Source organism: Sphingomonas sp. HITSZ_GF, assembly GCF_029543155.1.
Classification (GTDB): domain Bacteria; phylum Pseudomonadota; class Alphaproteobacteria; order Sphingomonadales; family Sphingomonadaceae; genus Sphingomonas.
The window spans coordinates 1-24,773 of sequence record NZ_JARQXA010000007.1; the positions used below are offsets into that span (position 1 = coordinate 1).

Below are 24,773 nucleotides of genomic sequence, written 5' to 3' on the forward strand. Positions count from 1 at the left end.
CTGCTGACCGTCACCGTCAACGGCGCCACCAAGACCTATGACGGCCTCGCCTATTCCGGCGGCAACGGCGTGACCTACACCGGCCTCGTCAACGGCGAGACGGCCGCAGTCCTAGGCGGTAGCCTCACCTATGGCGGCACGGCGCAGGGCGCGGTCAATGCCGGGACCTATGGCCTCACCGCATCGGGTCTCACCTCGGGCAACTATGCGATCAGCTATGTGAACGGCGCGTTGACCGTGAACCCGGCCGCACTCGTCGTCACCGTCAACGGCGCAACCAAGACCTATGACGGGCTGGCGTATAGCGGCGGAAACGGCGTGACCTATACCGGCCTGGTCAACGGCGAGACCGCCGCAGTCCTAGGCGGCAGCCTCACCTATGGTGGCACGGCGCAGGGCGCGGTCAACGCCGGGACCTATGGCCTCACGGCGTCTGGCCTGACCTCGGGCAACTACGCGATCAGCTATGTGAACGGCGCGCTGACCGTGAACCCGGCCGCACTCGTCGTCACCGTAAACGGCGCGACCAAGACCTATGACGGCCTCGCCTATTCCGGCGGCAATGGCGTGACCTACTCGGGCTTCGTCAATGGCGAGGCGGCCGCAGTCCTAGGTGGCAATCTCGCCTATGGTGGCACGTCTCAAGGCGCGATCAACGCCGGCAGCTACGGCCTCACCGCCTCGGGTCTCAGCTCGGGCAACTACACGATCCGCTATGTCGCCGGCGGCCTGGTCGTTACCCCGGCGCTGCTGACGGTGACCGCCGATTCGCTGGGCGTGCCCGTCTTCGAGAGCCTGCCGGCGCTGACCTATGCGGTGAGCGGCCTCGCCCAGCGCGACACCGCCGCCACCGTCCTGACCGGCACGCTGGCCACCAACGCGAACCTCAACCTGCCGGGCGACTATGCCATCACCCAGGGCAGCCTCGCGGTATCGGATCCGAACTATCGGCTTGCGCTGTTCGTGCCCGGCATTCTCACCGTGACGCGCCGCCTGGATCTCGGCGCGCCCGATGGCGGCTTCTTCCGGTCGATGCTGGTAAACGGCTTCGGCCCGGGTACGAGCGCGGCCGGCGGCGAGACCGCCCTGCCGATCGCGCTGACCGCCCCGGTCCCGGAGAAGGGCAGCACGAACGACCATATCCGGTTCGAGCCCGACTTCATCCGCTGACGAGCCACCGCCGCCGCGAGAGCCCCGCGGCGGCGGCAATCTCAGGGAGTTAGGTGCAATCGGCGTCGCGCACGCATGAAATTGAGGACAGGATCGGAATAGACGTCTTGCCCGGTGCAAACAGGCAATTTCGCCATATCCGGCGAATAAAAAGAAATTGCACCGATAAAGATTAGTCTAATGGAAACGCCTTGAAATAATCCGCCTTCTCTGCCCAAATTCTGGCGGGAGGGCCTCATGATTCATGATCGCAGATCGTTCCTGCAACTTGCGGGTATTGCGTCGCTCAGCCTCTTTGCCGCGGGTTGCGAGCGAAATCCGAAGGCCGCTTCACTGGCAGGCCTGCGCGAATTGGCGAATGCCGGCCAGCTTCATGTCGGCTTCATCCCCTATTACGAGCTTTCCGCCGAGCAGGGCGCGGGCCGCGCGCCGACCGGGTTCCTGCCCGATGTGTTCGCGCTGTTCTGCCAGTCTGCCGGCATCGCCTTCGACAAGGTGCGCTGGCGTTCGATGAGCTGGGATTCCTTTGCGTCGCACGTGAAAACACATGCGATCGAGCTGAGCATATCGGGCACGTTCATCACTCCCGAGCGCGCCAAGGCGGTGGCGTTTACGCACCCGCTATTTGCGCTCGGAAATGGCGCCGCGGCCCGGGCCGATGACGCGCGCTTCGCCGGCGTGACCGACGTGATGCAACTCGATCGCGAGGGAATTACCATCGCGGTGGTGACCGGCGAGCAAAGCTCGGAATTCGTGCGCGCCAAGTTCACCAAGGCAAAGATCCTGCCGCTCGACGGGCCGGATCTGGCCGCAGCGCCGCGCGCCGTGGAAGACGGCCGTGCCGACATCGCCATGTCGGACCAGTTCATCCTGAGCCGCTACATCCGCGAGCGGCCTGCGCTGAAGGACCTGCTGCTCGGCAAGCCCTTCTCGGTCCTGCCGATCGCCTGGGCGGTGGACAAGGCCAATGGCGCGCTGCTGGCCGAGATCAACCCGATCCTGGACGCCATTATCGGCGGGCCCGAGTTCGCGGCGCTCAAGCGAAAATATGCCGTCGTTCCCTTCGCGCCGCTGAGCTGATCCGATGCCATCGCGTTTCGGCCTCCCCAAGGCGATTGGGGCTATCGTCGACAGCACTGCCTTGATCAGCGGTGCGGGTGCGGCGACGATATGGCTGGTCGCCTTTTTCCAGGCCCCACTGGCCTGGCTTTTCAGCTTCTTCTTCGATGCACGAGTCTCGCGCCTGCTTGCCGAAGGAACCATGACGACGATCGAGGTCGGCGTGTGCTCCATCGCGCTGGGGACGGCGCTCGGCTTCCTGTTCGCCTATGGCCTGCGCGGCGTGTCGCGCGGCCGCGGCCCACTCGCGCGCTACTTCACTTATGCGCTGCTCTATATCGGCCTCGCGGCACCGGTCTATGTCCTGCTCGTGATGCTCGGCCCGTTCTTCCGCAGCGAATTCGTCGGAGCACTGGTCATCCTTTCCCTCAATCTCAGCTTCTTCGTCGCGAAGCTGGTGCTCGGCGCGTTCGAGGCGGTGCCCACCGCCCAGCTCGACGCCGCGATCGTGACCGGCGCGCGCGGACTCCGCTTGTGGTGGCACTTCGAGCGGCCGGCGCTGTGGCGAATCTGCGGCGCTGGCATCGTGAACGAATGGGCCACTACGCTGAAGCTGAGTTCGCTGGTGGGCGTGATCGGGGTGGTCGACATCATGAACGCGGCCAAGGCCGAACTCCTGCAGTCGATGAGCCTCCTTGCACTGCTTGTGGTGGTGTTCATCTATGCCCTGCTGATCGTTCCGGTTTGCGTTCTCGCCGATCAGATCGCGAAGTCCGCCTGATGCTCTTGCTCAGCGTTCATGACCTCGAGGCATGCGTCGGCCAGGACGTGCAGATCCGCGTGCCCGAGATGAAGTTCGAGGCAGGCAAGCTGCACCTGCTCGTCGGCGACAACGGATCGGGCAAGACTTCGCTGGTCCGCGCGATCCTCGGGCTCATTCCGAGCCGCGGCCGGATCGTTTGGGAATTCAGCACCGGGCGCGCCAGCTTCAACCAGGATCTGCGCAAGGCACGCGAGCGGGTGTTCCAGCATCTTGGCTATGTCCAGCAATCGAGCAACTCGCTGTGGCCGCAATTCACGACGCAAGCGCATGTCGAGCAGGCGCTCAGGAACCGCCAGCGGATCACCGAGCGACTCTCGCCGGCTGAATTTGAGAACAAGGTCGTCGAAACACTCAACCTGGCGCGGATCGCCAAGATCCACTGGGCACGCAAGCCACACCGCCATTCCTTCGACGGGATCTCGAGCGCGCTTTCGGGCGGCGAGCGCCAGCGCATCTCCTATGCGCGGGCCCGCGCCGCCGATCCGGAAGTGCTGGTGTTCGACGAGCTGGAAGCCTCGCTCGACCGGGATACCAGACGCCAGTTCATCGATTCGATCCTGCGCGAGTTCCTCGCCAAGCCCGAGCACACCGCAATTGTCGTGTCGCACGATCCGGTGGCCTGGCTGCAAGGCGAATGGGACCCTGGCGACCGACAGGTGTGGCGCGTTACCAAGGCGGATAACGGCACGATCGGCGTTGACCGCGACCGCGACGCCGAGCGCAAACGCGCCAGCGCCCCACAGGATACGATGTCGCGGCGCGAGATCCTCGACCGAATGCTGGCACCGATCCGGAAAGCGCCCCCCTCGGACGATAACGGCCAGCGCCTCAAAGCCGGCCAGAGTCTCGCGCATGCCGTCCACGAATTCGTGTGCGGGCAGGCCGTGGATCCGGCGGGTATCGTGACCGTGGTCGGCAGGCCGCATGGGGCAAGCCCTGCGCTGATGCAGGCGTGTCTGCTCGGCGTGGCGGGCAATCCCGGTTACGCGCCCGATGGCGAGGACAAGCACCGGATCGCGCAATTCCTGCAGGCGGGCGCGTTTTCCGCCGCAGCCTCGCTATCCACGCCGGCCGCTACGCCGCCGCTGGACAAGGGGTTGGTCGTCGATCTGCTGAATCGCCCGCCCGAAGAGGAGGCGTTCACCGGCAACCGCCTCGATCGCGTCGTGTTCGACGGGAATGTTGTCTGCGAGACTTTCCTGTTCTCCGAAGTATCGGGCGGCGACCTGGAGCGGAGGCGTCAACGGTATCTTGAACTTTCCAAGGCTACCAAGCAGGTGTATTTGTTCCGCGCCAGTCGACTGGACAGCACCGAGCGCTTGGTAGTTGGAATAGACTTCCTCGATCAAATCGTGATGGATCCATACCAATGTTACTTCGTAATGGAGGCCATAGCGCGCGTTCTGCGCTACGTGCAGTAGCGGCAGGCCCGTCGGATGGCGTGATCTTCTGCTCGTCGGCCTATCGCAAGCAAGGCACGCGGGCGGTCGGCAATGTCCATTTGCACGTCGATCTGGCGGAATGGGCGCAATCGAGCGATCGACTGGTTGAAATCGCCATGCTTCTGGATGCGGAAGGGTGGCCCTCGAAGGTGACGCGTGTCGTCCGCGCAGTGGCGGGTGCACACATGTCCGATGCGCACTTCGCAGCGGACTATGCCGAGCATACGCCGGAGCTGAGCGAAGGGCTCGACACGTTCGCCGCCTATCTAACCGCCCAGCTGAGCCCCGACGCCCAGGCAGCGGAGCTCGAACGCATTGTGGCCGTGGCGCGAGCGCGCATCGGGGAAGTTCTGAAGGCGGGTGGCGTGGCGGATGCCGTGGTCGAGATCGAGCGGGTCTGCGCGCGCATCGAAGGCTCCGAGTTGACGGTGGCGGAGCCCGTCGCCGCACGCTGGCTTGGCAACCGGCCGCCCGCGTTCGAGGCACATCATTTCGTCGATCTGCGCTATGGTGGCGCCCAGCTGGAAGAGTGGATCCGCACCATCGCGCCGCTCGACATAGACGTCGGCGGGTGGTTCCAGTTCGAAAAGTCCGGCTACAGTGCGTTTCGATCGGTGCGCTTCTACCGCCAGCTCGAGCTCGATCATGTCGTGCGACAGCATCAGGCGCTGCGCGGGGTATTCGACGATGCCAAGGCCGGGCCGCTAATGCGGCTCGAGTCCGTAGTCGAGCAGGTGGTGGACCTGTGGCGCGTCTGACCACCTAGGCCGAACCTCGTCTTCAACCGCCAGGTCGTCCCGGCCTTACTTCCAAAGGTGACCCGCGCGGATTTTCTCGGCGCTCAGCTGCGCGTGTGCAGGAAGGCCCGCAGGTTCTCGTTCCAACGCTGTAAAAGGGATGGTGCCGCCTACAGGACTCGAACCTGTGACCCCCGCATTACGAATGCGATGCTCTACCAGCTGAGCTAAGGCGGCCAACCGAACGGAAGTGCTTCCACCCCCGAAGGAGCGGCGCGCTTACCAGCAAGATTCCTAGCTGACAAGCGTTGCAAAGTCGTTGCCGCCAAAAGCCCCGAAAAAGCGCGCCTTTACGTGACGTTTACCACATGGCGGGCACAAGGCGTCCTACAAGTATAGGGGGCGCCTCCGCCCCGAGTGGAGCATTTGGCATGGACATGGCGCGCGGCATCAACCACCCGCTCGACTCGCACCCGGAGCGCGAAGCGGACGACGCCGTCAACGATCGTGCTCTGGTGATCGGCACCGACGAGCGCCGCATGCATGTGCGCGCCTATAATCACTGGGTCTCGCTGCTCCACGGCCGCGCCTATCCGGCGATCGAGGACCTCGATCCGGACAGCATCATCGATTTCGGCGCGCACAGCGTGCTGCTCGACTTTTCCAAGGGCGTCGACGATCCCGCGATTCGCTTCCTCGGCCGCGCGCTGCGCGAGGAAACCGGGCTCGACACCTCGATCACCCATGTCGCCCAGGTGCCCAGCCGCTCGCTGCTCTCGCGCCTGACCGACCATTATCTCCAGATCATCGCCAACCGCGCCCCGATCGGCTTCGAGGCCGAGTTCGTCGGCACGCGCGGGCACAACACGCTCTATCGCGGCATCCTGATGCCTTTCTCCTCGAACGAGGACACGATCGACTTCATCTATGGCGTGATCAACTGGAAGGAACTGGTCGACGCCGAGACCCAGGCCAGGCTCGAGGCCGAGGTCGAGGAATCGCGCCGCACCGCGCCGCGCAGCCTGGCTGCCGCCCCGGTCTGGGCCGACGGGCCGAGCGCGGGGTTCGCCGATCCGGCGCCGGCGATGGCGGAACCCGAAGCGCCGCTGGTGCTCGACACGCCGCTCGCCAACGATGCCAGCCTGGCCGACAAGCTGCTGCTCGCCCGCGAATCGGCGGCCGCCGCCCGCGCCTCGGACACGCGCAGCCGTGCCGCGCTCTACCGCGCGCTCGCCCGTGCCTATGATTTCGCGCTCGCCGCCGATGACGATGCCGAGAGCTATGCCGATCTGCTCGAGGATGCCGGCCTCACCGTCCAGGCCCGCGCCCCGATGACGCCGGCGGTCAAGCTCGTCTTCGGCGCCGATTACGACAAGACCCGCGTCACCGAATTCGCGGCGGTGCTCAGCCATGCCAAGCGCGTGGGCGTGCCCCAGGGCGGGCTCGACGCGTTTCTCGACGGTGCCGAAGGCGGCATCAAGGGCGTGGTGAAGGCCGAGCGCGACTTCCGCCGCCCGGCGCCCAAGCCCGACATGTTCGCCCAGATCGCCGCCGAGCTGCGCAGCCGCCCGCCGCTTGCGCATGTCGATATCGAGGTGCCGGCGAACAGCGAATTCGTGGTGCTGCTCGCCCGCGCCGGCAAGCAGGGCCTCGACATCGTCGCCCGCGTCGAAGACAGCCCGCTCACCGAGCGCGCCGTCCGCAAGGCGGCTGCCTGAGGGTCATTTCGCTCCCGTCGCCGACACTTTCGTGCGCGCGCCCTATAATGTCCGCACGATTGTAATTTTCTTGCGCGACGGTCTTGAGCCCGTCACGGCACAGGCGTAGGCGGTACTGCCATGAAAAACATGATGACGTCGCTGACGCAGGCGTTCGAGGCGCGGTTGCTCGAAGGGGCACTGCCGGGAGAGTTGGAAGACTTCGGAGAGGCCGAGCGGGCCGAGGCGGCGAATTTCGTCGCGGAAGCCGCCGCAGTCCGCCCTCCCGATACCGCCAAGGTCGCTCTGGAGAGCGTCCAGGGCGAAGAGAGCCGCCGGATGCGGCTCGCGGTCGTCAATGACGACATGCCCTTCCTCGTCGATTCGATCTCGGGCGCGATCGCCGCGCACGATATCGCCGTCCATCGCATCATCCACCCGGTGATCGCCGTCGAGCGCGACGCGGCCGGCAAGCTGGTCTCGATCGGCGCGGGCAAGCGCGAATCGATGATCTATATCGAGATGGAGCGCGCCGATGCGCGCACCCGCCGCAGCCTGGCGATGGAGCTGGAGCGCATGCTCGCGCAGGTGCGTGACGCCGTGCATGACTGGCGCGCGCTGCAGGGCGCGATGGGCGCCGATGCCGCCACCGTGGGTTCGCGCGAGGGCGCCAAGCTGCTCCGCTGGTTCCAGGAAGGCGCGATGACGCTGCTCGCGCACGAGAGCTGGACGCCGGCGAGCGGTGCCTCGGGCCAGCTCGGCATCGCCAGGCACGAGCTCGACACGCCGATCCTGGCCGAAGCCTCGCGCAAGGCGGCGATCGCCTATTTCAAGCAGGGCGGCGAAGTGCCGCTGCTGCTCAAGTCCAACTCGATCTCGCCGATCCATCGCCGCGTGCCGCTCGACATCGTCGTGCTGCCGATCACCACCGGCAGCGACGTCACCGGCCTGTCGATCCATGCCGGCCTGTGGACTAGCGCCGCGCTGTTCGCCAATCCCGAGGACGTGCCCGTGCTGCGCGCGCGCCTCGAAGGGCTGGAGCGCAAGTTCGGCTTCGATCCCAAGGGCCATACCGGCAAGGCGATGGCGCACGCGCTGACTGCGCTGCCGCACGACCTGACCACCGCGTTCGACGCGGAGTCGCTCGAGCACCTCGTGCTCACCTCGATGTCGGTCGCCGATCGGCCGCGCTCCAAGCTGGTGCTGATCAAGAGCCCGCTCGGCCGGCACCTGTTCGCCTTTGTCTGGCTGCCGCGCGACGAAGTCGCCACCACCCGCCGCGAGGCGATCGGGGCAATGCTCGCCGAGGCGGCCAACGCCAAGATCATCAACTGGACGATCGCGCTGGAAGACGGCGAAGTGGCGATGCTGCGCTACACGCTCGACCTGCGCGCCGGCGGCACCATGCCCGATGCCGAGGCGCTCGACGCCCAGCTCGAGCGGATGATGCGCGGCTGGCTGCCCGCGGTCGAGGCCGCGCTCGCCGAGGAGGCCGGCAGCGGCGCGACCCGGCTGGCGCTGCGCTATGCCGGCGCCTTCCCCGCCGCCTATCGCACCACCAGCACGCCCGAGGAGGCGGCGCGCGACATCCTGTGCTTCGCCAAGCTCGACGGCCCGGGTGACCGCTCGGCGCGGATCACCCCGGTCGCCGGCAAGCCCGGCGAATATCGCGTCAAGCTCTATGCCCAGGGCGGCGCGCTGGCGCTGTCCGACGCAGTGCCCGCCTTCGAGAATTTCGGCTTCCGCGTGATCGAGGAAGTGCCGACCGAGCTGACCGGCGGCGCCTTCGTCCATGATTTCGCCGTCTCCACCGCCACGCTGAAGGGCGACATCACCGTGGTCGAGGATGCGCTCGCCGCCGTCCTCGAAGGCAATGCCGAAAACGACGCCTTCAACCGGCTGATCGTCGAAGCGGGGATGAAGCCCAGCGCGGTGGTGCTGTTCCGCGCCTGGTTCCGCTATCTGCGCCAGACCGGCATGAACTACGGCATGGCCACGGTGGTCGACGCGCTGCGCCGCGCGCCGGGTGTCGCCAATGCGCTGATCGAGCGCTTCGATGCCGCACACAACCCGGCACGCGCCGGCGATACCGCCGCGATCGAGGCGGCGGGCGCCGCGATCGACACCGGCCTGGCCCAGGTCCAGGCGATCGACGACGACCGCATCCTGCGCACGATCCGCGGGGTGGTGCTCGCGACGCTGCGCACCAATGCCTATGCGCCCGCCGCGCGCGAGGCGCTGGCGTTCAAGCTCGACTCCGCCAAGGTGCCCGGCCTCCCCGCCCCGCTCCCCTGGCGCGAGATCTGGGTCTATTCGCCGCGCGTCGAGGGCATCCACCTGCGCGCCGGCCCGGTCGCGCGCGGCGGCCTGCGCTGGTCCGATCGCCGCGACGACTTCCGCACCGAGATCCTCGGTCTGATGAAGGCGCAGCGCGTGAAGAACGCCGTGATCGTGCCGACCGGCGCCAAGGGCGGCTTCTATCCCAAGCAGCTCCCCTCGCCCGCGGTCGACCGTGACGCCTGGTTCGCCGAAGGCACCGAGAGCTACCGGATCTTCATCCGCACCTTGCTATCGATCACCGACAACATCGTCGCGGGCAAGGTCGTCCATCCGGACGGCGTGCGCATCCTCGACAATGAGGATCCCTATTTCGTCGTCGCCGCCGACAAGGGCACCGCGACCTTCTCCGACGTTGCCAACGCGATCGCGATCGAGCGCAACTTCTGGCTGGGCGACGCCTTCGCCTCGGGCGGCTCGGTCGGCTACGACCACAAGGCGATGGGCATCACCGCCAAGGGCGCCTGGGTCTCCGTCCGCCGCCACTTCCTCGAAATGGGTACCGACATCCAGTCCGAGCCGGTCACCGTGGCGGGCTGCGGCGACATGTCGGGTGACGTGTTCGGCAACGGCATGCTGCTGTCGAAGGCGATCAAGCTGGTCGCCGCGTTCGACCATCGCCACATCTTCCTCGATCCCGCCCCCGATCCCGCCAAGAGCTGGGACGAACGCGCCCGCATGTTCGCGCTGCCGCGTTCGAGCTGGGCGGACTACAACCCGGCCCTGATCTCCAAGGGCGGCGGCGTCTTCCCGCGCACCGAGAAGAGCATCCCGCTCTCGCCGGAAGTCCAGACGCTGCTGGGCCTCGACGTCGACGAGCTCGATCCCACCGCGCTGATCTCGGCGATCCTCAAGGCCCAGGTCGGGCTGCTCTGGTTCGGCGGCATCGGCACCTACATCAAGGCTGCGTCGGAAAGTAACGGCGAGGTCGGCGATCCCGCCAACGATCGGCTGCGCGTCAATGCCGAGCAGCTGCGCTGCCAGGCGGTGGGCGAAGGCGCCAATCTCGGCGTCACCCAGGCCGCGCGCATCGCCTTCGCGTCGCTCGGCGGGCGGATCAACACCGACTTCATCGACAATTCGGCCGGCGTCGACTGCTCGGACAACGAGGTCAACATCAAGATCGCGCTCAACCGCGAGATGATCGAGGGCCGCCTCGAATTCGAGGACCGCAACCAGCTGCTCGCCTCGATGACCGACGATGTCGCGCACCTGGTGCTCGAGGACAATCGCCTGCAGACGCTCGCGCTCTCCTTCATGGAGAATGACGGCTATGTCGCGCTGCCCTCCTATGTCCGCGTCATCGAGATCCTCGAAAGCTCGGGCCGGCTCGATCGTGCCGTCGAGGGCCTTGCCCCCAACGAGGAGCTGCTTCGCCGCGCGCAGGACAAGAACGGCCTCACCCGGCCGGAGCTCGCCGTCCTCCTCGCCTCGACCAAACTCGCGCTGCAGGACGCGATCGAGCATGCCGCGCTCGGCCATGATCCGGCGCTCGAGAGCGACCTGTGCAATGCCTTCCCCAAGGCGATGCAGGCGCGCTTCGGCAAGGCGATCGAGGAGCATCGCCTCCGCAACGAGATCGTCGCGACCAAGCTCGCCAACCGCGTGATCAATCGCCTTGGCGTGCTCCACCCCTTCGAGCTCGCCGAAGAGGAAGGCGCGGCGATGGCCGATATCGCAGCGATGTTCGTCGTCGCCGAGCGGCTGTTCTGCCTGCCGGCGCTGTGGGAAGCGGTCGAGACTGCCGAGATCTCCGAAGGCGCGCGCATCGCGCTGCTCGACGAGATGGCGGTGGCGGTGCGCGGCCAGGTCGCCGATCTGCTCCGCGTCTCGCCGCCGGGCGCCAGCCCCGCGGACGTCATCGCCCGGCTCAAGCCCGGCATCGACGCGCTCGACAAGGCCGCCAAGGGCCTGTTGCTCGATGAGGTCAAGGCCCAGTCGAACCGCATCGCCTCCAAGCTCGAAGCCGCCGGCGCGCCGAGCGAGCTGGTCGCCAAGGTGGTCAAGCTGTTCGAACTGGACGGCGCCGTCGGCCTGGCCGACCTGAGCGTGCGCATGGGCCTGGAAGTGACGCCGCTCACCCGTGCCTTCACCTCGCTCGGCCAGGCGCTCGGGCTCGACTGGGCCCAGTCGACCGCGGCGCGCATCACCACCGGCGATGTGTGGGAGCGGCTGCTGATCGCCGGCCTCGCCCGCGACTTCCAGCAGATCCGTCTCGACTTCCTGGCCCGCGGCCAGGGCAAGGATCCGCAGGCTGCCGTCGATGCCTGGGTCCAGGCCAATGCTGCCCGGGTCGATCAGTTCGCCGGGCTTGTCCGCCGCGCCCGCCAGTCGGCGGTGCCCAATGCGGCGATGCTCGCGCAGATCGCCGGCCAGGCGCGCGTGCTTCTCGGCCGCTGACAAGGAAAAGCCCGGCCGGTCGCCAGACCGGCCGGGCTTCCCGCATTTTCAGGGTGGAAGTCTCAGGCTTCCGGATCCGTGCTCCGGCTCGGCGTGCCGCGCAGGATCAGGTACATGCCGCCCAGGCTGGCAAGCACGCCAAGGCCGCAAATCACCGCCAGGTCGATATAAAGTCCCGACATCCAGTCCCTCCCAAGTCTTTTCTGTGAAAGAGGCTGCGTGTTTTCTTGGCCTTCGGCAAGAAACATTCGTAGCTGCATTGCAGCGCAACTATGCTGCGCTTGCGAGCAAATTACGCGCCATACATGCCGGAACTCATCAAGAACCCCCTTCTTCGTCACCCCGGCCTTGTGCCGGGGTCCACCGGGAGGCAAGTATTGGACAATAGGCTCTGCAGGCAGAATGTGCGGCACGGTGGACCCCGGCACAGGGCCGGGGTGACCTAATGTTTTGGTGCCCGAACAGGCCAAAACCTATCGCCACAGCACTAGCATCTTGTTTGCAATTGCGAATCGTTCGCGTTATCGCGCCACTAACGAATCGACCGGAACCGCTCACCCCAGATGCACGCCTCCACCGCCCAGGCAGAACCAGCCAGAGCAAAGCGCAGCCGCAAGAGCTTCTGGCTGAAGCAGCTGCATACCTGGCACTGGATGAGTTCGGCGATCAGCCTGATCGGGCTGCTGCTGTTCGCGATCACCGGCTTCACACTCAATCACGCCGCAGACATCGAGGGCTCGCCCCGGTCGATCGACCGCACCGCGCACCTGCCCCCTGCCCTGTTCGCCAAGGTGAAGGCGGACGACCTGCCCGATGCCAAGAAGCCGATCCCGGCCGATGTGGCGAAGTGGCTGGAAGCGCAGGTGCGGATCGATGCCGGCGGCACCGCCGAATGGTCGGCGGGCGAAATCTACCTCGCCAAGCCGCGCCCGGGCGGCGACGCCTGGATCTCGATCGACCGCGACACCGGCGAGGTGACCAGCGAGAACAGCTCGCGCGGCTGGATCGCCTATCTCAACGACCTCCACAAGGGCCGCAACGCCGGCAGCGGGTGGAAGCTGTTCATCGACGTCTTCGTCTTCGCCTGCATCGTCTTCACGCTCACCGGGCTGGTGCTGCTGTGGATGCATTCGAAGCATCGCAAGAGCACCTGGCCGCTCGTCCTGGCCGGCCTCGTCATCCCGGCGCTCATCGCCATTTTCCTGATCCACTAGGGGAGCCCAAGTCCATGCATTATCGCATCACCGGCCTCACGCTCGTCGCGATCGGCAGCGTGGGCCTGCCCACCGCCGCCGGCGCGCAGACGCTCGACCTGAACGTCACCATCCCGCAGCTCAAGGTCGCGGAATATCACCGCCCCTATGTCGCGATCTGGCTGGAAAAGGAGGGCGCCACGCCGCGCACCCTCCAGGTCTGGTATGATTTCGACGGGCGCAGCGCGGAAGGCTCCGGCACCAAGTGGCTGCGCGACATGCGCCAGTGGTGGCGCACCGTCGGCCGCGGCATGACCTTCCCGGCAGACGGCGTCACCGGCGCGACCAAGCCGGCCGGCAGCCACAAGATCACGCTCGTCGGCGGCAAGGGGGCGATGCCGAACCTGACGCCGGGCAAGTACAAGCTGATGGTCGAGGCGGCCCGCGAAGTCGGCGGCCGCGAAGTCGTCGCGGTCGAATTCGACTGGAACGGCCGCACCGCCACCGCCAGCGGCAAGGGCACGAGCGAGCTCGGCGCCGTCACCGTTTCGCTCAAGCGCTGATCCAAGGGGGAATAGCTCATGAACTTCCGCAAGCCGCTTCTCGCCGCCGCCGCGATCGCTGCGATCGCAGCACCCGCCGCCATCGCCCACCGCCAGTGGATGGTGCCGAGCTCGACCACCGTATCGGGTCCCGACAATTGGGTGACGGTCGATGCCGCCGTGTCGAACGACCTGTTCTTCTTCGATCACCAGCCGCTGCGCGCGGTGCCGGTGGTCACCCAGCCGGACGGCACCGAAGGCAAGGTCGAGAACCACAATGTCGGCCGCTTCCGCGCCACCTTCGACCTGCATTTGACCCAGCAGGGCACCTACAAGGTCGCCATCGTCAACGAAGGCGTGTTCGGCAGCTATATGCTGAACGGCGAGCGCAAGATGCTGCCGCGCGGCACCACCACCGCCAATCTCGCCACCGCGATCCCGGCGGGCGCGACCGAGGTGCAGACCGCCGAGAACGTCTCGCGCAACGAGATCTTCATCACCCAGGGCGCGCCGACCAACACCGTGTTCAAGACCACCGGTAAGGGTATCGAGCTGGTGCCGGTCACGCACCCGAACGACCTCGTCACCAATGAGCCCGGCACCTTCCAGTTCCTCAAGAACGGCAAGCCCGGCGCCGGCCTCAGCGTCACCGTGATCCCCGGCGGCATCCGCTACCGCGACGCGCTGCACGAACAGGTGCTCAAGACCGATGCCGAGGGCAAGGTCTCGATCAAATGGGGCCAGCCCGGCATGTACTGGGTGATGGTCAACGAAGGCGGCGAGCGCGGCGAAGGTCCGGGCGGCGGCGGCCAGGGCGGCCCGCGTCCGCAGGGCGCCCCGCCGGCACCGGGCGCGGCGCCGGGTGGTCCGCAGGCCGGCCCGGGTGGTCCCGGCGGCCCCGGCGGCCGCCCGATGGGGCCGGTTCGCGCCCGCGTGAGCTACATCACCACGCTCGAAGTGCTGGCGCCGTAGTCAGAACCGTCATCCCTGCTTTCCCGTCATCCCCGCGAAGGCGGGGATCCATTGTCGCTGTCGTTGCGGCTATTTTCGACAACCTGCGTGAATGGATCCCCGCGTTCGCGGGGATGACGGTGTAAGAAAACGTGGATGTACGGGTAGCCATCCCGCCAACCCTCTCCCCCGCGGCGTTCCATCGCCGCCGGGCGGGCTCCCCTGTCCTTTCCTGCGCCGGCGAGACGATGGGCACCAGCTGGTCGGCCCGCCTGGTCGGTGCGCCCGAGGGGATCGCGCTCCAGATCCAGGCCGAACTCGACCGTGTCGTCGCCGAGATGAGCCATTGGGCGCCCGATTCCGCGCTGTCCCGCTTCAATCGCAGCGAACCTGGCCGCTGGCAGCCGCTGCCGCCCGGCTTTGCGAACGTCCTCGCCGCCGCGCTCGATGTTGCGGAGAAGAGCGACGGCGCCTTCGATCCGGCGATGGGCGCGCTGGTCGATCTATGGGGCTTTGGCCCGCCCGGTCCGCGCACCGACCTTCCCGACGCGGCGGAAGTCGCCGCCGCCGCCGCAATCTCTGGCCGCGCGCATATCGAGCAGGATGGTCGCCGTGCCCGCCGCACTGCGCCGGCCGCGCTCGATTTCTCGGGCATCGCCAAGGGTCACGGCGTCGATCGGGTCGCCGAAATGCTGCGCAGCATGGAGATCCCCGATTTCCTGGTCGAGATCGGCGGCGAGCTGCGCGGCGAAGGGATCAAGCCCGATGGCCAGCCCTGGTGGGTCGATCTGGAGGCGGTGCCGGGCAGCCGGCTGGCGCCGCTTCGTGCTGCACTTCACGGATTGTCGGTCGCCACTTCGGGCGACTATCGCCGCAGCTTCGCGCATGCCGGCCGCGACTATGCCCACACGCTCGATCCGCGCACCGGCCGGCCGCTCGAGAACCGGGTCGCTTCGGTCACCGTGCTGCACTCGTGCTGCATGCTTGCCGATGCCTGGGCAACCGCGCTGAGCGTGCTCGGGCCGGACGGCATGGCATTGGCCGGGCGCGACGGGCTGGCGGTCCACATGGTGCTGCGCAAGGGCGCGGGCTTTGCCGAGCATCTGTCCCCGGCGCTGCAGTCGATGCTTGGGTGAAGCTGCGACAAGGGCCGGGGTTGCAATGTAGGATTTCGCCTGCTGTGCTCGCGCCGCGGCCCGGCGCCGCCGCTCTTTGACAGGTCGAATTCCCGATTTTTATTTCCCCACAAGCGCAAGCTTGGTGAAGTTTGGAAAGATCAGGCGTCAGCCCAGCGGCGCAGAAGGTTGTGATAGACGCCGGTCAGCTCGATCACCGAGCGATCGTCATTGCCCAGCGCGCCGACCAGCCGCTGCACCGCCTGGTCCATCTCGAACAGGATGCGCCGCGCGCCATCGTCGCGCACCATCGACTGGAGCCAGAAGAAGCTCGCCACCCGCGTGCCGCGCGTCACCGGCTCAACCCGGTGCAGGCTCGACGAGGGATAGAGGATGGCGTGCCCCGCCGGCAGCTTCACCGATTGCACGCCGAACTGCCCCTCGATCAGCAGCTCGCCGCCGTCATATTCGCCCGGATCCTCGAGGAACACGGTCATCGACAGGTCGGAGCGGACGCGGAATTCGGTGCCGCGCTGGATGCGCACGGCATTGTCGACATGGGTGCCGAACTTCTGCCCGCCGCCATAGCGGTTGAACAAGGGCGGGAAGACCTTGAGCGGCAGCGCGGCGGCAATGAACAGGGGCGAGCGGCCCAGCGCCTCCAGCACCATCGCCCCGGCGCGACGATGCGCCTCGCTGCCTTCGGGAAGCTGCTCATTCTGCTTGGCGAGCGCCGATTGCGCGCCCGAAGTGGCGTTGCCGTCCACCCACTCCGCCGCGTCGATGATCGCCCGCACCTCGGCGACCTGGTCGGCCGTGAACAGCTCGGGAATGGCAATCAGCATCACTTCTCCTTCCGCAGCAATGCCGAGCCTTCCGCCCGCAGCCGCATGTCCGGCACCTGCGCAAGCCAGGCAAGCGCCTTGTCGCGAAACGGCGCGGTCGCCGCTTCGCCGCACCGCCCGATCCAGAGCAGCGCGCCTTCGATATCGCCGGCCTGGGCGAGCATCCGCGCATGATTGAACATGCCGCGAAAGTCCCCGCCCTCTGCCGCCTGCGCGTAGCAAGCCGCCGCCGCGTCCATGTCGCGCGCCAGCAACTCGCCGTCCTCGTAGAAGCTGCCGAGGAAGTTGCGCGACTTGGCGTGCCCCATCGCTGCCGCCTTTTGGAACCAGCCGAGCGCCGCCGCCTTGTCCCGCGTCAAACCGGCGCCCAGCGCAAGCGCGGAGCCGTAATTGTACATGCCCCAGTCGAGCCCGGCTTCGGCAGCGACGCGGAAACATTCTGCAGCGCGCACCTTGTCGATGCGCGTGCCCCAGCCAAGGTCGTAGCAACGGCCCAGCATGTTGAGCGCCATCGGGTGCCCCTGCCGCGCCGCCTTCCAGAACCAGCCGAACGCCTCGCCCGGATTCTGCGCATCGAGCAGCATCTGGCCATAGACCGCCTGCGCCTCCGCCAGTCCGGCCTCGGCCGCTTCGCGAAGCAACGCCGCCCGCTCCTCCGGCGAACCGGAGAGGCGGGCGGCGATCTCTTCGCTCGACAATTGATCGAGCTGCGTCATTCGTCGGCTATATCAGAACTTGTAGTTCACCGTGAGGATCGCCGAGCGCGCATCGCCGGGGGTGGCCCAGCCATTGTTGCGGATGCGCGTGTAGTAAAGCTCGTCGGTGAAGTTCTTGACGTTGATCTGCGCGCTGAAGTTCGGCGTGAAGTCATAGCTGATCAACGCGTTGTGGATCAGATAGTCGTCCGAGCGGATCGAACCGGCTGCCGCGCTGAACGCGAAGCTTCCCTGATAGGTGAAGCCATAGCCGAGCTTGAGCCCGAACGGCAGCGTGTAGGTGGTGTAGAGGCTGCCCGAGTTCTTCGGGGTATTGGCCAGCTCCACGCCCGCCGCCGGATCGGGATTGGCGGTGGTGTTGCCGCAGCCGGTCGAACCCGGATTGGCAAGGCAATAGTCCGACACCGACTGGATCAGCTTGGCATCCAGATAGGTGTAGTTCGCGGTGACCGTCCAGGCGCTGGTGATGCGGCCCGTGGCCCCCAGGGAGATGCCGTCGACGCGCGAGTGACCGTCAAGCACCTGATCCGGGATCGTCGGATCGTTCGACGCGACCTTGTACTTGTCGCGATCGTTGCGGAACGCGGCAACGGTCAGCAGCAGGCCGCCATGGAACAGCTCGGCCTTGGCGCCGATCTCGTAGTTCTTGGCGGTCTCCGGATCGACGTTGCAGGTCGCGACGGTGCACGATCCGTTGACCGAGGTCTTCGACGGAGTCTGCGAGTTGCCATAGGCAACGTACAGGCTCACCGCCTCGATCGGCTTGAAGACCAGTCCCGCGCGATAGGAGAACAGCGTGTCGTCATTATCGAAACGCGTGCCCGTGGTCACCTGACCGAGCGTTGCCGCAGCGGTCGAGACGGTGTCGGCGCGGTAGAAGCCCTTGTTCTTCTCGATGCGGACGCCGCCGTTGAACTCGATGCCCTTCACCAGCTCGATCGTGTCGAACAGATAGGCGGCATAGTTTTCCAGCTCGCCGGTCTGGCGGGCGCTTTCGATGAAATTGACCGGGCCGGTATAGACGTTGCTGCCATAGACGCGACCGGTGGCCGCCGGACCCGTCACCACCTCATTGGGGTTGGCGATGTTGATCAGCGGGTAGGTCGTGTAGAAGGCCGTACCGTCCGAATTGCGCAGGAAGTTGCCTGTCGAGAGGAAATACTTCTCCCACGTCGCCGAGGCGCCGAACGTCAGCGTGTGCTTCAGGCCGGCAGTATCGAACTCCGCCTTCAGGTCGATCTGATCGTACATCAGGTCGTTGCGCGAGTTGCGCGCATTGCCGCGCGGGCCCGAGGGCAGATAATAGCCGGCCGGGGTGGTACCGCAGCTGGCGCCGGTCGGCGTCAGGTTGGTTGCGGCGACGCAATAGGTGCCCTGGGGCGGATCGACATAGGAAAGCTGGTCCACGCGCTGCCAGCGCGTCAGGTTGCGGATGCTCACCCGATCGCTCAGGTCATGCTCGAAGGTCGCAGTGGCCTGGTCGACCGTGATTTCCTGCGTGTCGACGTTGCGATAGCCATAATAGCTGCTGCGATCGACGCCCGGCACTTCACCGCTGTAATAGGGCACGCCATATTGCGGGATGTTGGTGTCCTCCTGGTGGAGGTACTGCAACGTCAGGCGCGTCGGGCTTTCGATGCCGAGCGTGATCGACGGCGCCACGCCCCAGCGCTTATAGTCTTCGACGTCACGGCCGGGCACATCGTTCTTGTGCGCCATGGCGTTGAGGCGAACCGCCACCAGCTCGCTTGCGCGCCAATTGGCGTCGACCGTGCCGCGATAGTAGTTGTCGGTGCCGATGCCGGCGCCGATCGCCATCCGCGTCTCGCGCTGTGGCTTCTTGGTGACGATGTTGATGTTGCCGCCCACCGAGCCGGCACCGTTGGTCACCGAATTCGGGCCGTTGGTGACTTCGAGCTGCTCGAGATTGAACGGATCGGTGCGGGTGTACTGGGCGCTGTCACGCACGCCGTCGACGGTGATGTCGGTGTTGGCCGAGAAGCCACGCAGCGTGATCGAGTCACCATAGCCCCCGCCGCCTTCGCCGGCGCCGAAAGTGATGCCCGGCACGGTGCTCAGCACATCACGCAGCGTGAGCAGATTCTGCTCCTCGATCACTTCGCCGCTGAGGATCGTCACGGTCTGCGGCGTATCGCGCACCGGACGGGTAGCCTTCGGGCTCTCCTGCTTCTTCGGCGAGCGCTCGCCGGTCACGAGGATCGAGTCGCGATCCTGCGTGCCATTGTCGTCGGCACTGGTGTTCGACGACTTCTTGTCATCGTCAGCGCCAGCGGCGTGCGCCGGAAGGCTCGCGAAGCTGCCTACGCAGGCAAGCGCAAGAAAGGCGGGCGCGGCTGCGCCGGTGGAACGACTCACGATGTGGAACCCCCTTTGTAAGGAATTATTTCGGGGCCGCCTATTGCGAGTAAGTCGCAGAGTCAACGCTAATGCGAACGGTTTGCAATTTTGTCGCAAAATATCGCGCAAGCAGGATTTATGGTCGGTTTAGCTCCGCCAGCAGCCAGGTGCGGATCGCGCTGGCGAGGTTGGGCGGATCCTCGCCGGTGATGCGGGCATGGTCGATCGCAGCGATCAGCGCGTTGAGCGGCAGCGACCGCACCTCGGCCGCGGCTTCGAGCGCATCCCAGAAGATCGGCTCGAGGCTGATCGAGGTCTGGTGGCCGGCAATCGTGACCGAGCGCTTGATCGGCCCTTCGAAGCCGCCGGGGGGCGGATCGACCTTCATCCGGCCGGGTTCACTCGCTGTCGAACAGGGCCGCCAGCTGCTCGACCATCGTGCCGGCAAGCTGCTCGGCGTCCATGATCGTCACGGCACGGCTGTAATAGCGCGTCACGTCATGGCCGATGCCGATCGCGACCAGCTCGACCGGCGAGCGCGCCTCGATCCAGCCGATCACCTGGCGCAGATGGCGCTCGAGATAAGAGCCGGAGTTCACCGACAAGGTGGAATCATCGACCGGCGCGCCGTCCGAGATCACCATCAGGATCTTGCGGTCCTCGCTGCGGCCGATCAGCCGCTGGTGCGCCCAGAGCAGCGCCTCGCCGTCGATATTCTCCTTGAGCAGCCCCTCGCGCATCATCAGGCCGAGCGCCTTCTTGGCGCGGCGCCAGGGCTCGTCGGCCTGCTTGTAAACGATGTGGCGCACGTCGTTGAGGCGGCCGGGCTGGGCCGGGCGGCCGTCGGTCAGCCATTTCTCGCGGCTCTGCCCGCCCTTCCAGGCGCGGGTGGTGAAGCCGAGGATCTCGGTCTTCACGCCGACGCGCTCGAGCGTGCGCGCCAGGATGTCGGCGCTGATCGCCGCGATCGAGATCGGCCGCCCGCGCATCGAGCCCGAATTGTCGATCAGCAGCGTCACCACCGTGTCCTTGAACTCGGTGTCCTTCTCGCTCTTGTACGAGAGCGAAAGCATCGGATTGACGACGATGCGCGCCAGCCGGGCAGCATCGAGGATGCCTTCTTCCTGGTCAAAGTCCCAGCTGCGGTTCTGCTGCGCCATCAGCCGGCGCTGCAGCCGGTTGGCGAGCTTGGTCACCGCGCCCTGGAGATGGAGCAGCTGCTGGTCGAGATAGGAGCGGAGACGATCCAGCTCCTCGGCGTCGCACAGATCGGTGGCGGCAACCACTTCGTCGAACTGCGTCGTATAGGGGCGATATTCGAACTGCGGCGGCAAGTCGCTCCACGGGCGGTTGGGGCGGACGGGCAGCATGCCCTCGTCACCTTCGTCGCCCGGTTCGCCATCGCCGTCCTCCATCGCGTCGGACTGCTGCTGCTCGCCGTCCTCGCCCTCGTCGGACTCGCGCTGCTCGCCGCGCGCCTCGGCCTGGCCGTCGCTCTGGCTCGACTGATCCTCGCCCTCCTCGTCGCCGGGCTGGTCCTGATCCTCGGTGCCCTCGTCCTCGCCGCCGCCCTCATCGGCCTCGTCGGGGAGCAGGTCGCCTTCAGTCAGCTCGAGGTCCTGGAGCAGCTTCGAGGTGAGCGAGGCAAAGGCCAGCTGGTCGTCGATCGCCAGCGCCAGTGCATCGAGATCGGACGCGGCCCGCTCCTCGATCCAGTCGCGGATCAGCGCCATGCCGAGCGCCGCCGCCGCGGGCGATTCACGGCCGGTCAGCCGCTCGCGCACCATCAGGCCGATTGCGGTCGACAGCGGCACTTCCTCGCGATTGCGCGCGCGGGTGATCGGATCGGCGCGCAGCTTGACGTCGAGCGCATGGTCGAGATTGGCCTGGATGCCGGCATAGCCGCGCGCGCCCAGCGCCTCGACACGGGCGGTCTCCACCGCATCGAACACCGCACGGGCGACCGGCTCCTTGGGCGCGCCCTTCAGGTGCAGGGCATTGTCATGATGGCGCATGCGCAGCGCGAAGCTGTCGGCAAAGCCGCGCGCCTCGGCCACTTCCTCGGCAGGCAGGCTGCGCGAGGGCGTCGGCACCTTGATCGCACGGCCGTCCTGGCGCGGCGCCTCGCCGGTGAAGCTCAGCTCCGCCTCGCGCTCCCCCGACAGCGCGCGGGCGGCGCCGCCCAGCACGTTGCGGAACTTCTCGAGAGGGGAGTCGGCAGCCATTGCGATCGTCTTTCCGTGCCCTGTTTCCCGTGCCCAAGCCTTGCGATCAACCCCGAAGCGGCCAGCGGCGCTCAGCCGATCGAAAAGCCGCCGCCAAAACCCTCGCCGCGGCGCCGGCGCCGGCTCGAGCGGATCGGGCTCCCAATTGCCCACGCCCATCCGGCGGTGGACCAGATCCTTCATATAGGCGTACTCGTCGCCGGTGATCGGCCCGCCCTCGCCCCCGCGCGCCGTCCAGCGGCGGGGGTCGAGCGGATCGTCATCGGCCGGATCGCTCAAGCCTTGGCGACCACGCTCTCGGGCAGGTCCTTGCCGAACACCCGCTGATAATATTCCGCCACCTGCGCGCGCTCCGCCTCGTCGCACTTGTTGAGGAAGCTCAACCGGAACGCGAAGCCGACATCCTTGAAGATCTCGGTGTTCTGCGCCCAGGTGATCACCGTGCGGGGGCTCATCACCGTCGAGATGTCGCCGTTGATGAAGCCCTTGCGGGTCAGGTCCGCCACGCGGACCATGTTCTCGACCAGTTCCTTGCCGCCCGGCTTGTCGAAATCGCCCGACTTGGCGAGGACGATCTGCGCCTCGACCGCGGCAGGGAGATAGTTGAGCGTCACCACGATGTTCCAGCGGTCCATCTGGCCCTGGTTGATCTGCTGGGTGCCGTGATAGAGGCCGCTGGTGTCGCCCAGGCCCACGGTGTTCGCGGTGGCGAACAGGCGGAAATAGGGGTTGGGGCGGATCACGCGGTTCTGATCGAGCAGCGTCAGCTTGCCCTCGGTCTCGAGCACGCGCTGGATCACGAACATCACGTCGGGGCGGCCGGCGTCATATTCGTCGAATACCAGAGCCGTCGGCGTCTGCAGCGCCCAGGGGAGCAGGCCTTCGCGGAACTCGGTGACCTGCTGGCCGTCCTTGAGCACGATCGCATCGCGGCCGATCAGATCGATACGCGAGATGTGCGCGTCGAGATTGATGCGGATGCACGGCCAGTTGAGGCGCGCCGCGACCTGCTCGATATGCGTCGACTTGCCGGTGCCGTGATAGCCCTGGACCATCACGCGGCGATTGTGCGCGAAGCCCGCGAGGATCGCGAGCGTGGTATCCGGATCGAAGACATAGGCCGGATCGAGATCGGGCACGCGCTCGTCCGCCTCGCTGAACGCGGGCACTTCGAGGTCGCTGTCGATCCCGAACAGGTCGCGCACCTTCACCATCTTGTCGGGCGCTTCGAGGATCGTGGTTTCCCGGCTGTCGGGCTGGGTGTTGGGGATGTCCGCCATGTAGTTCGTCCTTCCGTCGCCCGAGCGACTAGAAGCTCCCGTGCCGCACTGCAACGGGGATCGCGCAAATCACCCGCGGAGCCGGCCCGGTCGCAGGGCCTTTCCTCGAATCGGCTTTCATGGGATCATGACGTCAAAGTAACGGGCGCGCGCAACCACCGATTCTTTCGTCTCTTGGGGAAGTCGATGAACTGGAAGCTGTTGTTCCTGGCGCTGCTCGCGCCGCTTTCGGCGTGCGACTGGGGCCAGCAGCCTCCCCCGCCCCCGCGGCGCCCTCCGCCCGTCGTCCGCCCGGTCGAGCGCGAGCCCGATTGGCTCGTCGCCGTGCCCTATTGCGACGGCGCGCTGCGCCGCGGCCAGTGGCTGGTGTGCGACAACAAGGGACTGAACTGGCTGCACCGGACGCTCGCCAATCAATGGGCCGAGGACCGCCAGGGCGCGAGCCGGCAGCAACTCTGGGTCCAGCGCCAGCAGCTCCAGGCGCTGTCGAGCGAGCGCGACGCCTGCGAGACTGCCGAATGCGTCGCCACCGCCTATCGCCGCTATCTGCGCAAGCCCGATCGCTGGGCGCCGGATCCCGACTGGCGCCCGGTCCCGCCACCGCGGCCCCGCCCCGTCTATCACCGCCCGCGCGAGAAGCGCTGGAACTGGCGCGACGACGGCGCCACCTGCGCCTCGAAGCTCGGCTGGCAGAAGGCGTCGCTGCTCGCGCGGCAATGCTCGGTGGTCAATCCCGACGGCGAGTGCGGCCCGCAACGCAGCTGCGCATCGCTCAAGACGATGATCCTCGACGGCTGCTGGGACATGGGCGATCGCAAGCCGGGGTTCTGCGGGCGGGTCTGAGCGGCTCCAACAACGCGCGCCACGGCGACTCGGCAAAGTACACGAAGGACACGCCTGGAGCGGGTTTGCGCTGCGCCTTGGGTTGACACAGTTCCGGCAAGCGCGACGCATCTCGCAACATCGTTGCGCGCAGGCGATCCTATATTTCCTACAAGTCAAAGAGCGGCCGATGGCACGCCGAGGCAAGCAGGCGAAATCCTACATTGCAAGCCTATCGTCATCCCGGCGAAAGCCGGGGTCTCAGGCGATGGCGCGGGCAAGGAGCCGCACGAGATCCCGGCTTTCGCCGGGATGACGGATATGGGCTTGGGATGACAGCACCCGCCGTCAGTCGTTCTCGAACCGCGGCAGCCCGAACAGATCGACGAAGCGCTGGCCGGCAGCGAGGTCGCCGGTAACCGCCACCCGTCCCTCGCGGATCGACTCGGTAAGGGGCAGCGGGCCGTAGAAGGTTGCGGCGAGCAAGGTCGGCACGCCTTCGAAGATGACATCGGCACCCGCCGGATCGCGGCGCTCAATCGCGAGCCCGCCCTCGACGATCGCCGCGCGGAAGGGCTCGCCGCCGACGCGAAAGCCGAGATCGATCGACAGGCCGCGCGCCCGGTCGCGCGCGATCATCGTCTTGAGCGAAAGCATGAAGGCGCCGTTGCTGAGCGGGAGCGTGACGTCATGCGCCGGCGATCCCGCCGCCCAGCGGCTGAGGGCGAAGATCGGCTCCTCGAGCTGGGCGCCCCATTTGGTCAGCTCATAGACCTGGGCATTGATCGGCGAAGGCAGCTGGCGGCGGCGCAGGATCCCGCCCTTCTCCAGCCCTTCGAGCCGCTGGGTGAGGATGTTCGCGCTCAACCCTTCCAGCGCGCCGCGGATCTCGCCGAAGCGGCGCGGCCCCAGCAGCAACTCGCGAACGATCAGCAGCGACCAGCGTTCTCCGATCAGATCCATCGCGAGCGCGGTGCCGCATGCATCCTGATACCAGCGCCGCGCCTTGGCGAAATCGACGTTAGTTACTTTTTGTGACTCCATGGTTGCTTTTAATAACC

The 24,773-nt window shown here is 66.8% G+C and carries 19 protein-coding genes and 1 tRNA gene; 12 read left to right on the plus strand and 8 right to left on the minus strand.

Annotated elements, in window-relative coordinates:
- From P6144_RS17770 to P6144_RS17790, 5 genes are all read left to right on the plus strand, one after another.
- A partial coding sequence (locus P6144_RS17770; protein ID WP_277769156.1) for an MBG domain-containing protein occupies nucleotides 1–1,170 on the plus strand: 1,170 nt, incomplete at its 5' end.
- Between the two features lie 351 nt (nucleotides 1,171–1,521).
- Complete coding sequence (locus P6144_RS17775) at nucleotides 1,522–2,250, plus strand: transporter substrate-binding domain-containing protein (RefSeq protein ID WP_277769157.1); 729 nt, start codon at nucleotides 1,522–1,524, stop codon at nucleotides 2,248–2,250.
- A gap of 4 nt (nucleotides 2,251–2,254) precedes the next feature.
- On the plus strand, nucleotides 2,255–3,010 hold the full coding sequence (locus P6144_RS17780; RefSeq protein WP_277769158.1) for an ABC transporter permease subunit: 756 nt from the start codon (nucleotides 2,255–2,257) through the stop codon (nucleotides 3,008–3,010).
- Nucleotides 3,010–4,473: an ATP-binding cassette domain-containing protein gene (locus P6144_RS17785; RefSeq protein WP_277769159.1), complete on the plus strand. Its 1,464-nt coding sequence runs from the start codon at nucleotides 3,010–3,012 to the stop codon at nucleotides 4,471–4,473. Before P6144_RS17780 ends, P6144_RS17785 begins: the two co-directional genes overlap by 1 nt.
- A 20-nt stretch (nucleotides 4,474–4,493) precedes the next feature.
- Complete coding sequence (locus P6144_RS17790; RefSeq protein ID WP_277769160.1) at nucleotides 4,494–5,252, plus strand: hypothetical protein; 759 nt, start codon at nucleotides 4,494–4,496, stop codon at nucleotides 5,250–5,252.
- Nucleotides 5,253–5,392: 140 nt separating this feature from the next.
- On the opposite strand, the gene P6144_RS17795 is transcribed toward P6144_RS17790, so the two are convergent.
- Nucleotides 5,393–5,468, minus strand: a tRNA-Thr gene (locus tag P6144_RS17795).
- Between the two features lie 200 nt (nucleotides 5,469–5,668).
- Here P6144_RS17795 and P6144_RS17800 point away from each other — a divergent pair.
- The 6 genes from P6144_RS17800 to P6144_RS17825 all read left to right on the plus strand — a co-directional run bounded on the left by P6144_RS17800 (nucleotide 5,669) and on the right by P6144_RS17825 (nucleotide 15,487).
- Entirely contained in the window at nucleotides 5,669–6,949 is a 1,281-nt protein-coding gene (locus tag P6144_RS17800; RefSeq protein ID WP_277769362.1) for a hypothetical protein, read from the plus strand.
- 120 nt (nucleotides 6,950–7,069) lie between these two features.
- The gene (locus P6144_RS17805) at nucleotides 7,070–11,665 is read left to right on the plus strand and encodes an NAD-glutamate dehydrogenase domain-containing protein (RefSeq protein ID WP_277769161.1); all 4,596 of its coding nucleotides are present in this window, start codon (nucleotides 7,070–7,072) and stop codon (nucleotides 11,663–11,665) included.
- A 563-nt stretch (nucleotides 11,666–12,228) separates the two neighbouring features.
- The gene (locus P6144_RS17810) at nucleotides 12,229–12,879 is read left to right on the plus strand and encodes a PepSY-associated TM helix domain-containing protein (RefSeq protein ID WP_277769162.1); all 651 of its coding nucleotides are present in this window, start codon (nucleotides 12,229–12,231) and stop codon (nucleotides 12,877–12,879) included.
- A 14-nt stretch (nucleotides 12,880–12,893) separates the two neighbouring features.
- Nucleotides 12,894–13,421, plus strand: coding sequence for a DUF2271 domain-containing protein (locus P6144_RS17815; RefSeq protein WP_277769163.1), 528 nt, complete (start codon nucleotides 12,894–12,896; stop codon nucleotides 13,419–13,421).
- An 18-nt stretch (nucleotides 13,422–13,439) separates the two neighbouring features.
- Entirely contained in the window at nucleotides 13,440–14,372 is a 933-nt protein-coding gene (locus tag P6144_RS17820; protein ID WP_277769164.1) for a DUF4198 domain-containing protein, read from the plus strand.
- Nucleotides 14,373–14,599: 227 nt separating this feature from the next.
- Nucleotides 14,600–15,487, plus strand: coding sequence for an FAD:protein FMN transferase (locus tag P6144_RS17825; RefSeq protein WP_277769165.1), 888 nt, complete (start codon nucleotides 14,600–14,602; stop codon nucleotides 15,485–15,487).
- A 140-nt stretch (nucleotides 15,488–15,627) separates the two neighbouring features.
- Here the strand turns inward: P6144_RS17825 and P6144_RS17830 are convergent, their stop codons facing one another.
- The 6 genes from P6144_RS17830 to cobS all read right to left on the minus strand — a co-directional run bounded on the left by P6144_RS17830 (nucleotide 15,628) and on the right by cobS (nucleotide 22,890).
- Nucleotides 15,628–16,311: a Fe2+-dependent dioxygenase gene (locus P6144_RS17830; protein WP_277769166.1), complete on the minus strand. Its 684-nt coding sequence runs from the start codon at nucleotides 16,309–16,311 to the stop codon at nucleotides 15,628–15,630.
- The gene (locus P6144_RS17835; protein WP_277769167.1) at nucleotides 16,311–17,027 is read right to left on the minus strand and encodes a tetratricopeptide repeat protein; all 717 of its coding nucleotides are present in this window, start codon (nucleotides 17,025–17,027) and stop codon (nucleotides 16,311–16,313) included. The genes P6144_RS17830 and P6144_RS17835 overlap by 1 nt, the downstream gene beginning before the upstream one ends.
- Before the next feature lie 12 nt (nucleotides 17,028–17,039).
- Nucleotides 17,040–19,406, minus strand: coding sequence for a TonB-dependent receptor (locus P6144_RS17840; protein ID WP_277769363.1), 2,367 nt, complete (start codon nucleotides 19,404–19,406; stop codon nucleotides 17,040–17,042).
- A 115-nt stretch (nucleotides 19,407–19,521) separates the two neighbouring features.
- The gene (locus tag P6144_RS17845) at nucleotides 19,522–19,773 is read right to left on the minus strand and encodes a ribbon-helix-helix domain-containing protein (protein WP_277769168.1); all 252 of its coding nucleotides are present in this window, start codon (nucleotides 19,771–19,773) and stop codon (nucleotides 19,522–19,524) included.
- A 10-nt stretch (nucleotides 19,774–19,783) separates the two neighbouring features.
- On the minus strand, nucleotides 19,784–21,610 hold the full coding sequence (cobT, locus tag P6144_RS17850) for a cobaltochelatase subunit CobT (RefSeq protein ID WP_277769364.1): 1,827 nt from the start codon (nucleotides 21,608–21,610) through the stop codon (nucleotides 19,784–19,786).
- A 275-nt stretch (nucleotides 21,611–21,885) separates the two neighbouring features.
- Nucleotides 21,886–22,890, minus strand: coding sequence for a cobaltochelatase subunit CobS (gene cobS, locus P6144_RS17855; protein WP_277769169.1), 1,005 nt, complete (start codon nucleotides 22,888–22,890; stop codon nucleotides 21,886–21,888).
- Between the two features lie 186 nt (nucleotides 22,891–23,076).
- On the opposite strand from cobS, the gene P6144_RS17860 reads away from it, so the two are divergent.
- A complete protein-coding gene (locus P6144_RS17860; RefSeq protein WP_277769170.1) occupies nucleotides 23,077–23,733 on the plus strand; it encodes a hypothetical protein in 657 nt (218 codons plus the stop codon).
- A gap of 327 nt (nucleotides 23,734–24,060) precedes the next feature.
- Here the strand turns inward: P6144_RS17860 and P6144_RS17865 are convergent, their stop codons facing one another.
- A complete protein-coding gene (locus P6144_RS17865) occupies nucleotides 24,061–24,756 on the minus strand; it encodes a helix-turn-helix domain-containing protein (RefSeq protein WP_277769171.1) in 696 nt (231 codons plus the stop codon).
- Between the last annotated feature and the right edge of the window lie 17 nt (nucleotides 24,757–24,773).

Excerpts from the sequence above, each read along its gene's own strand:
- P6144_RS17780 (WP_277769158.1), top strand. The coding sequence starts at position 2,255 with ATGCCATCGCGTTTCGGCCTCCCCAAGGCGATTGGGGCTATCGTCGAC.
- P6144_RS17785 (WP_277769159.1), top strand. The coding sequence starts at position 3,010 with ATGCTCTTGCTCAGCGTTCATGACCTCGAGGCATGCGTCGGCCAGGAC.
- P6144_RS17800 (WP_277769362.1), top strand. The coding sequence starts at position 5,669 with ATGGCGCGCGGCATCAACCACCCGCTCGACTCGCACCCGGAGCGCGAA.
- P6144_RS17805 (WP_277769161.1), top strand. The coding sequence starts at position 7,070 with ATGAAAAACATGATGACGTCGCTGACGCAGGCGTTCGAGGCGCGGTTG.
- P6144_RS17810 (WP_277769162.1), top strand. The coding sequence starts at position 12,229 with ATGCACGCCTCCACCGCCCAGGCAGAACCAGCCAGAGCAAAGCGCAGC.
- P6144_RS17815 (WP_277769163.1), top strand. The coding sequence starts at position 12,894 with ATGCATTATCGCATCACCGGCCTCACGCTCGTCGCGATCGGCAGCGTG.
- P6144_RS17820 (WP_277769164.1), top strand. The coding sequence starts at position 13,440 with ATGAACTTCCGCAAGCCGCTTCTCGCCGCCGCCGCGATCGCTGCGATC.
- P6144_RS17825 (WP_277769165.1), top strand. The coding sequence starts at position 14,600 with ATGGGCACCAGCTGGTCGGCCCGCCTGGTCGGTGCGCCCGAGGGGATC.
- P6144_RS17830 (WP_277769166.1), bottom strand. The coding sequence starts at position 16,311 with ATGCTGATTGCCATTCCCGAGCTGTTCACGGCCGACCAGGTCGCCGAG.
- P6144_RS17835 (WP_277769167.1), bottom strand. The coding sequence starts at position 17,027 with ATGACGCAGCTCGATCAATTGTCGAGCGAAGAGATCGCCGCCCGCCTC.
- P6144_RS17845 (WP_277769168.1), bottom strand. The coding sequence starts at position 19,773 with ATGAAGGTCGATCCGCCCCCCGGCGGCTTCGAAGGGCCGATCAAGCGC.
- cobT (WP_277769364.1), bottom strand. The coding sequence starts at position 21,610 with ATGGCTGCCGACTCCCCTCTCGAGAAGTTCCGCAACGTGCTGGGCGGC.
- cobS (WP_277769169.1), bottom strand. The coding sequence starts at position 22,890 with ATGGCGGACATCCCCAACACCCAGCCCGACAGCCGGGAAACCACGATC.
- P6144_RS17860 (WP_277769170.1), top strand. The coding sequence starts at position 23,077 with ATGAACTGGAAGCTGTTGTTCCTGGCGCTGCTCGCGCCGCTTTCGGCG.
- P6144_RS17865 (WP_277769171.1), bottom strand. The coding sequence starts at position 24,756 with ATGGAGTCACAAAAAGTAACTAACGTCGATTTCGCCAAGGCGCGGCGC.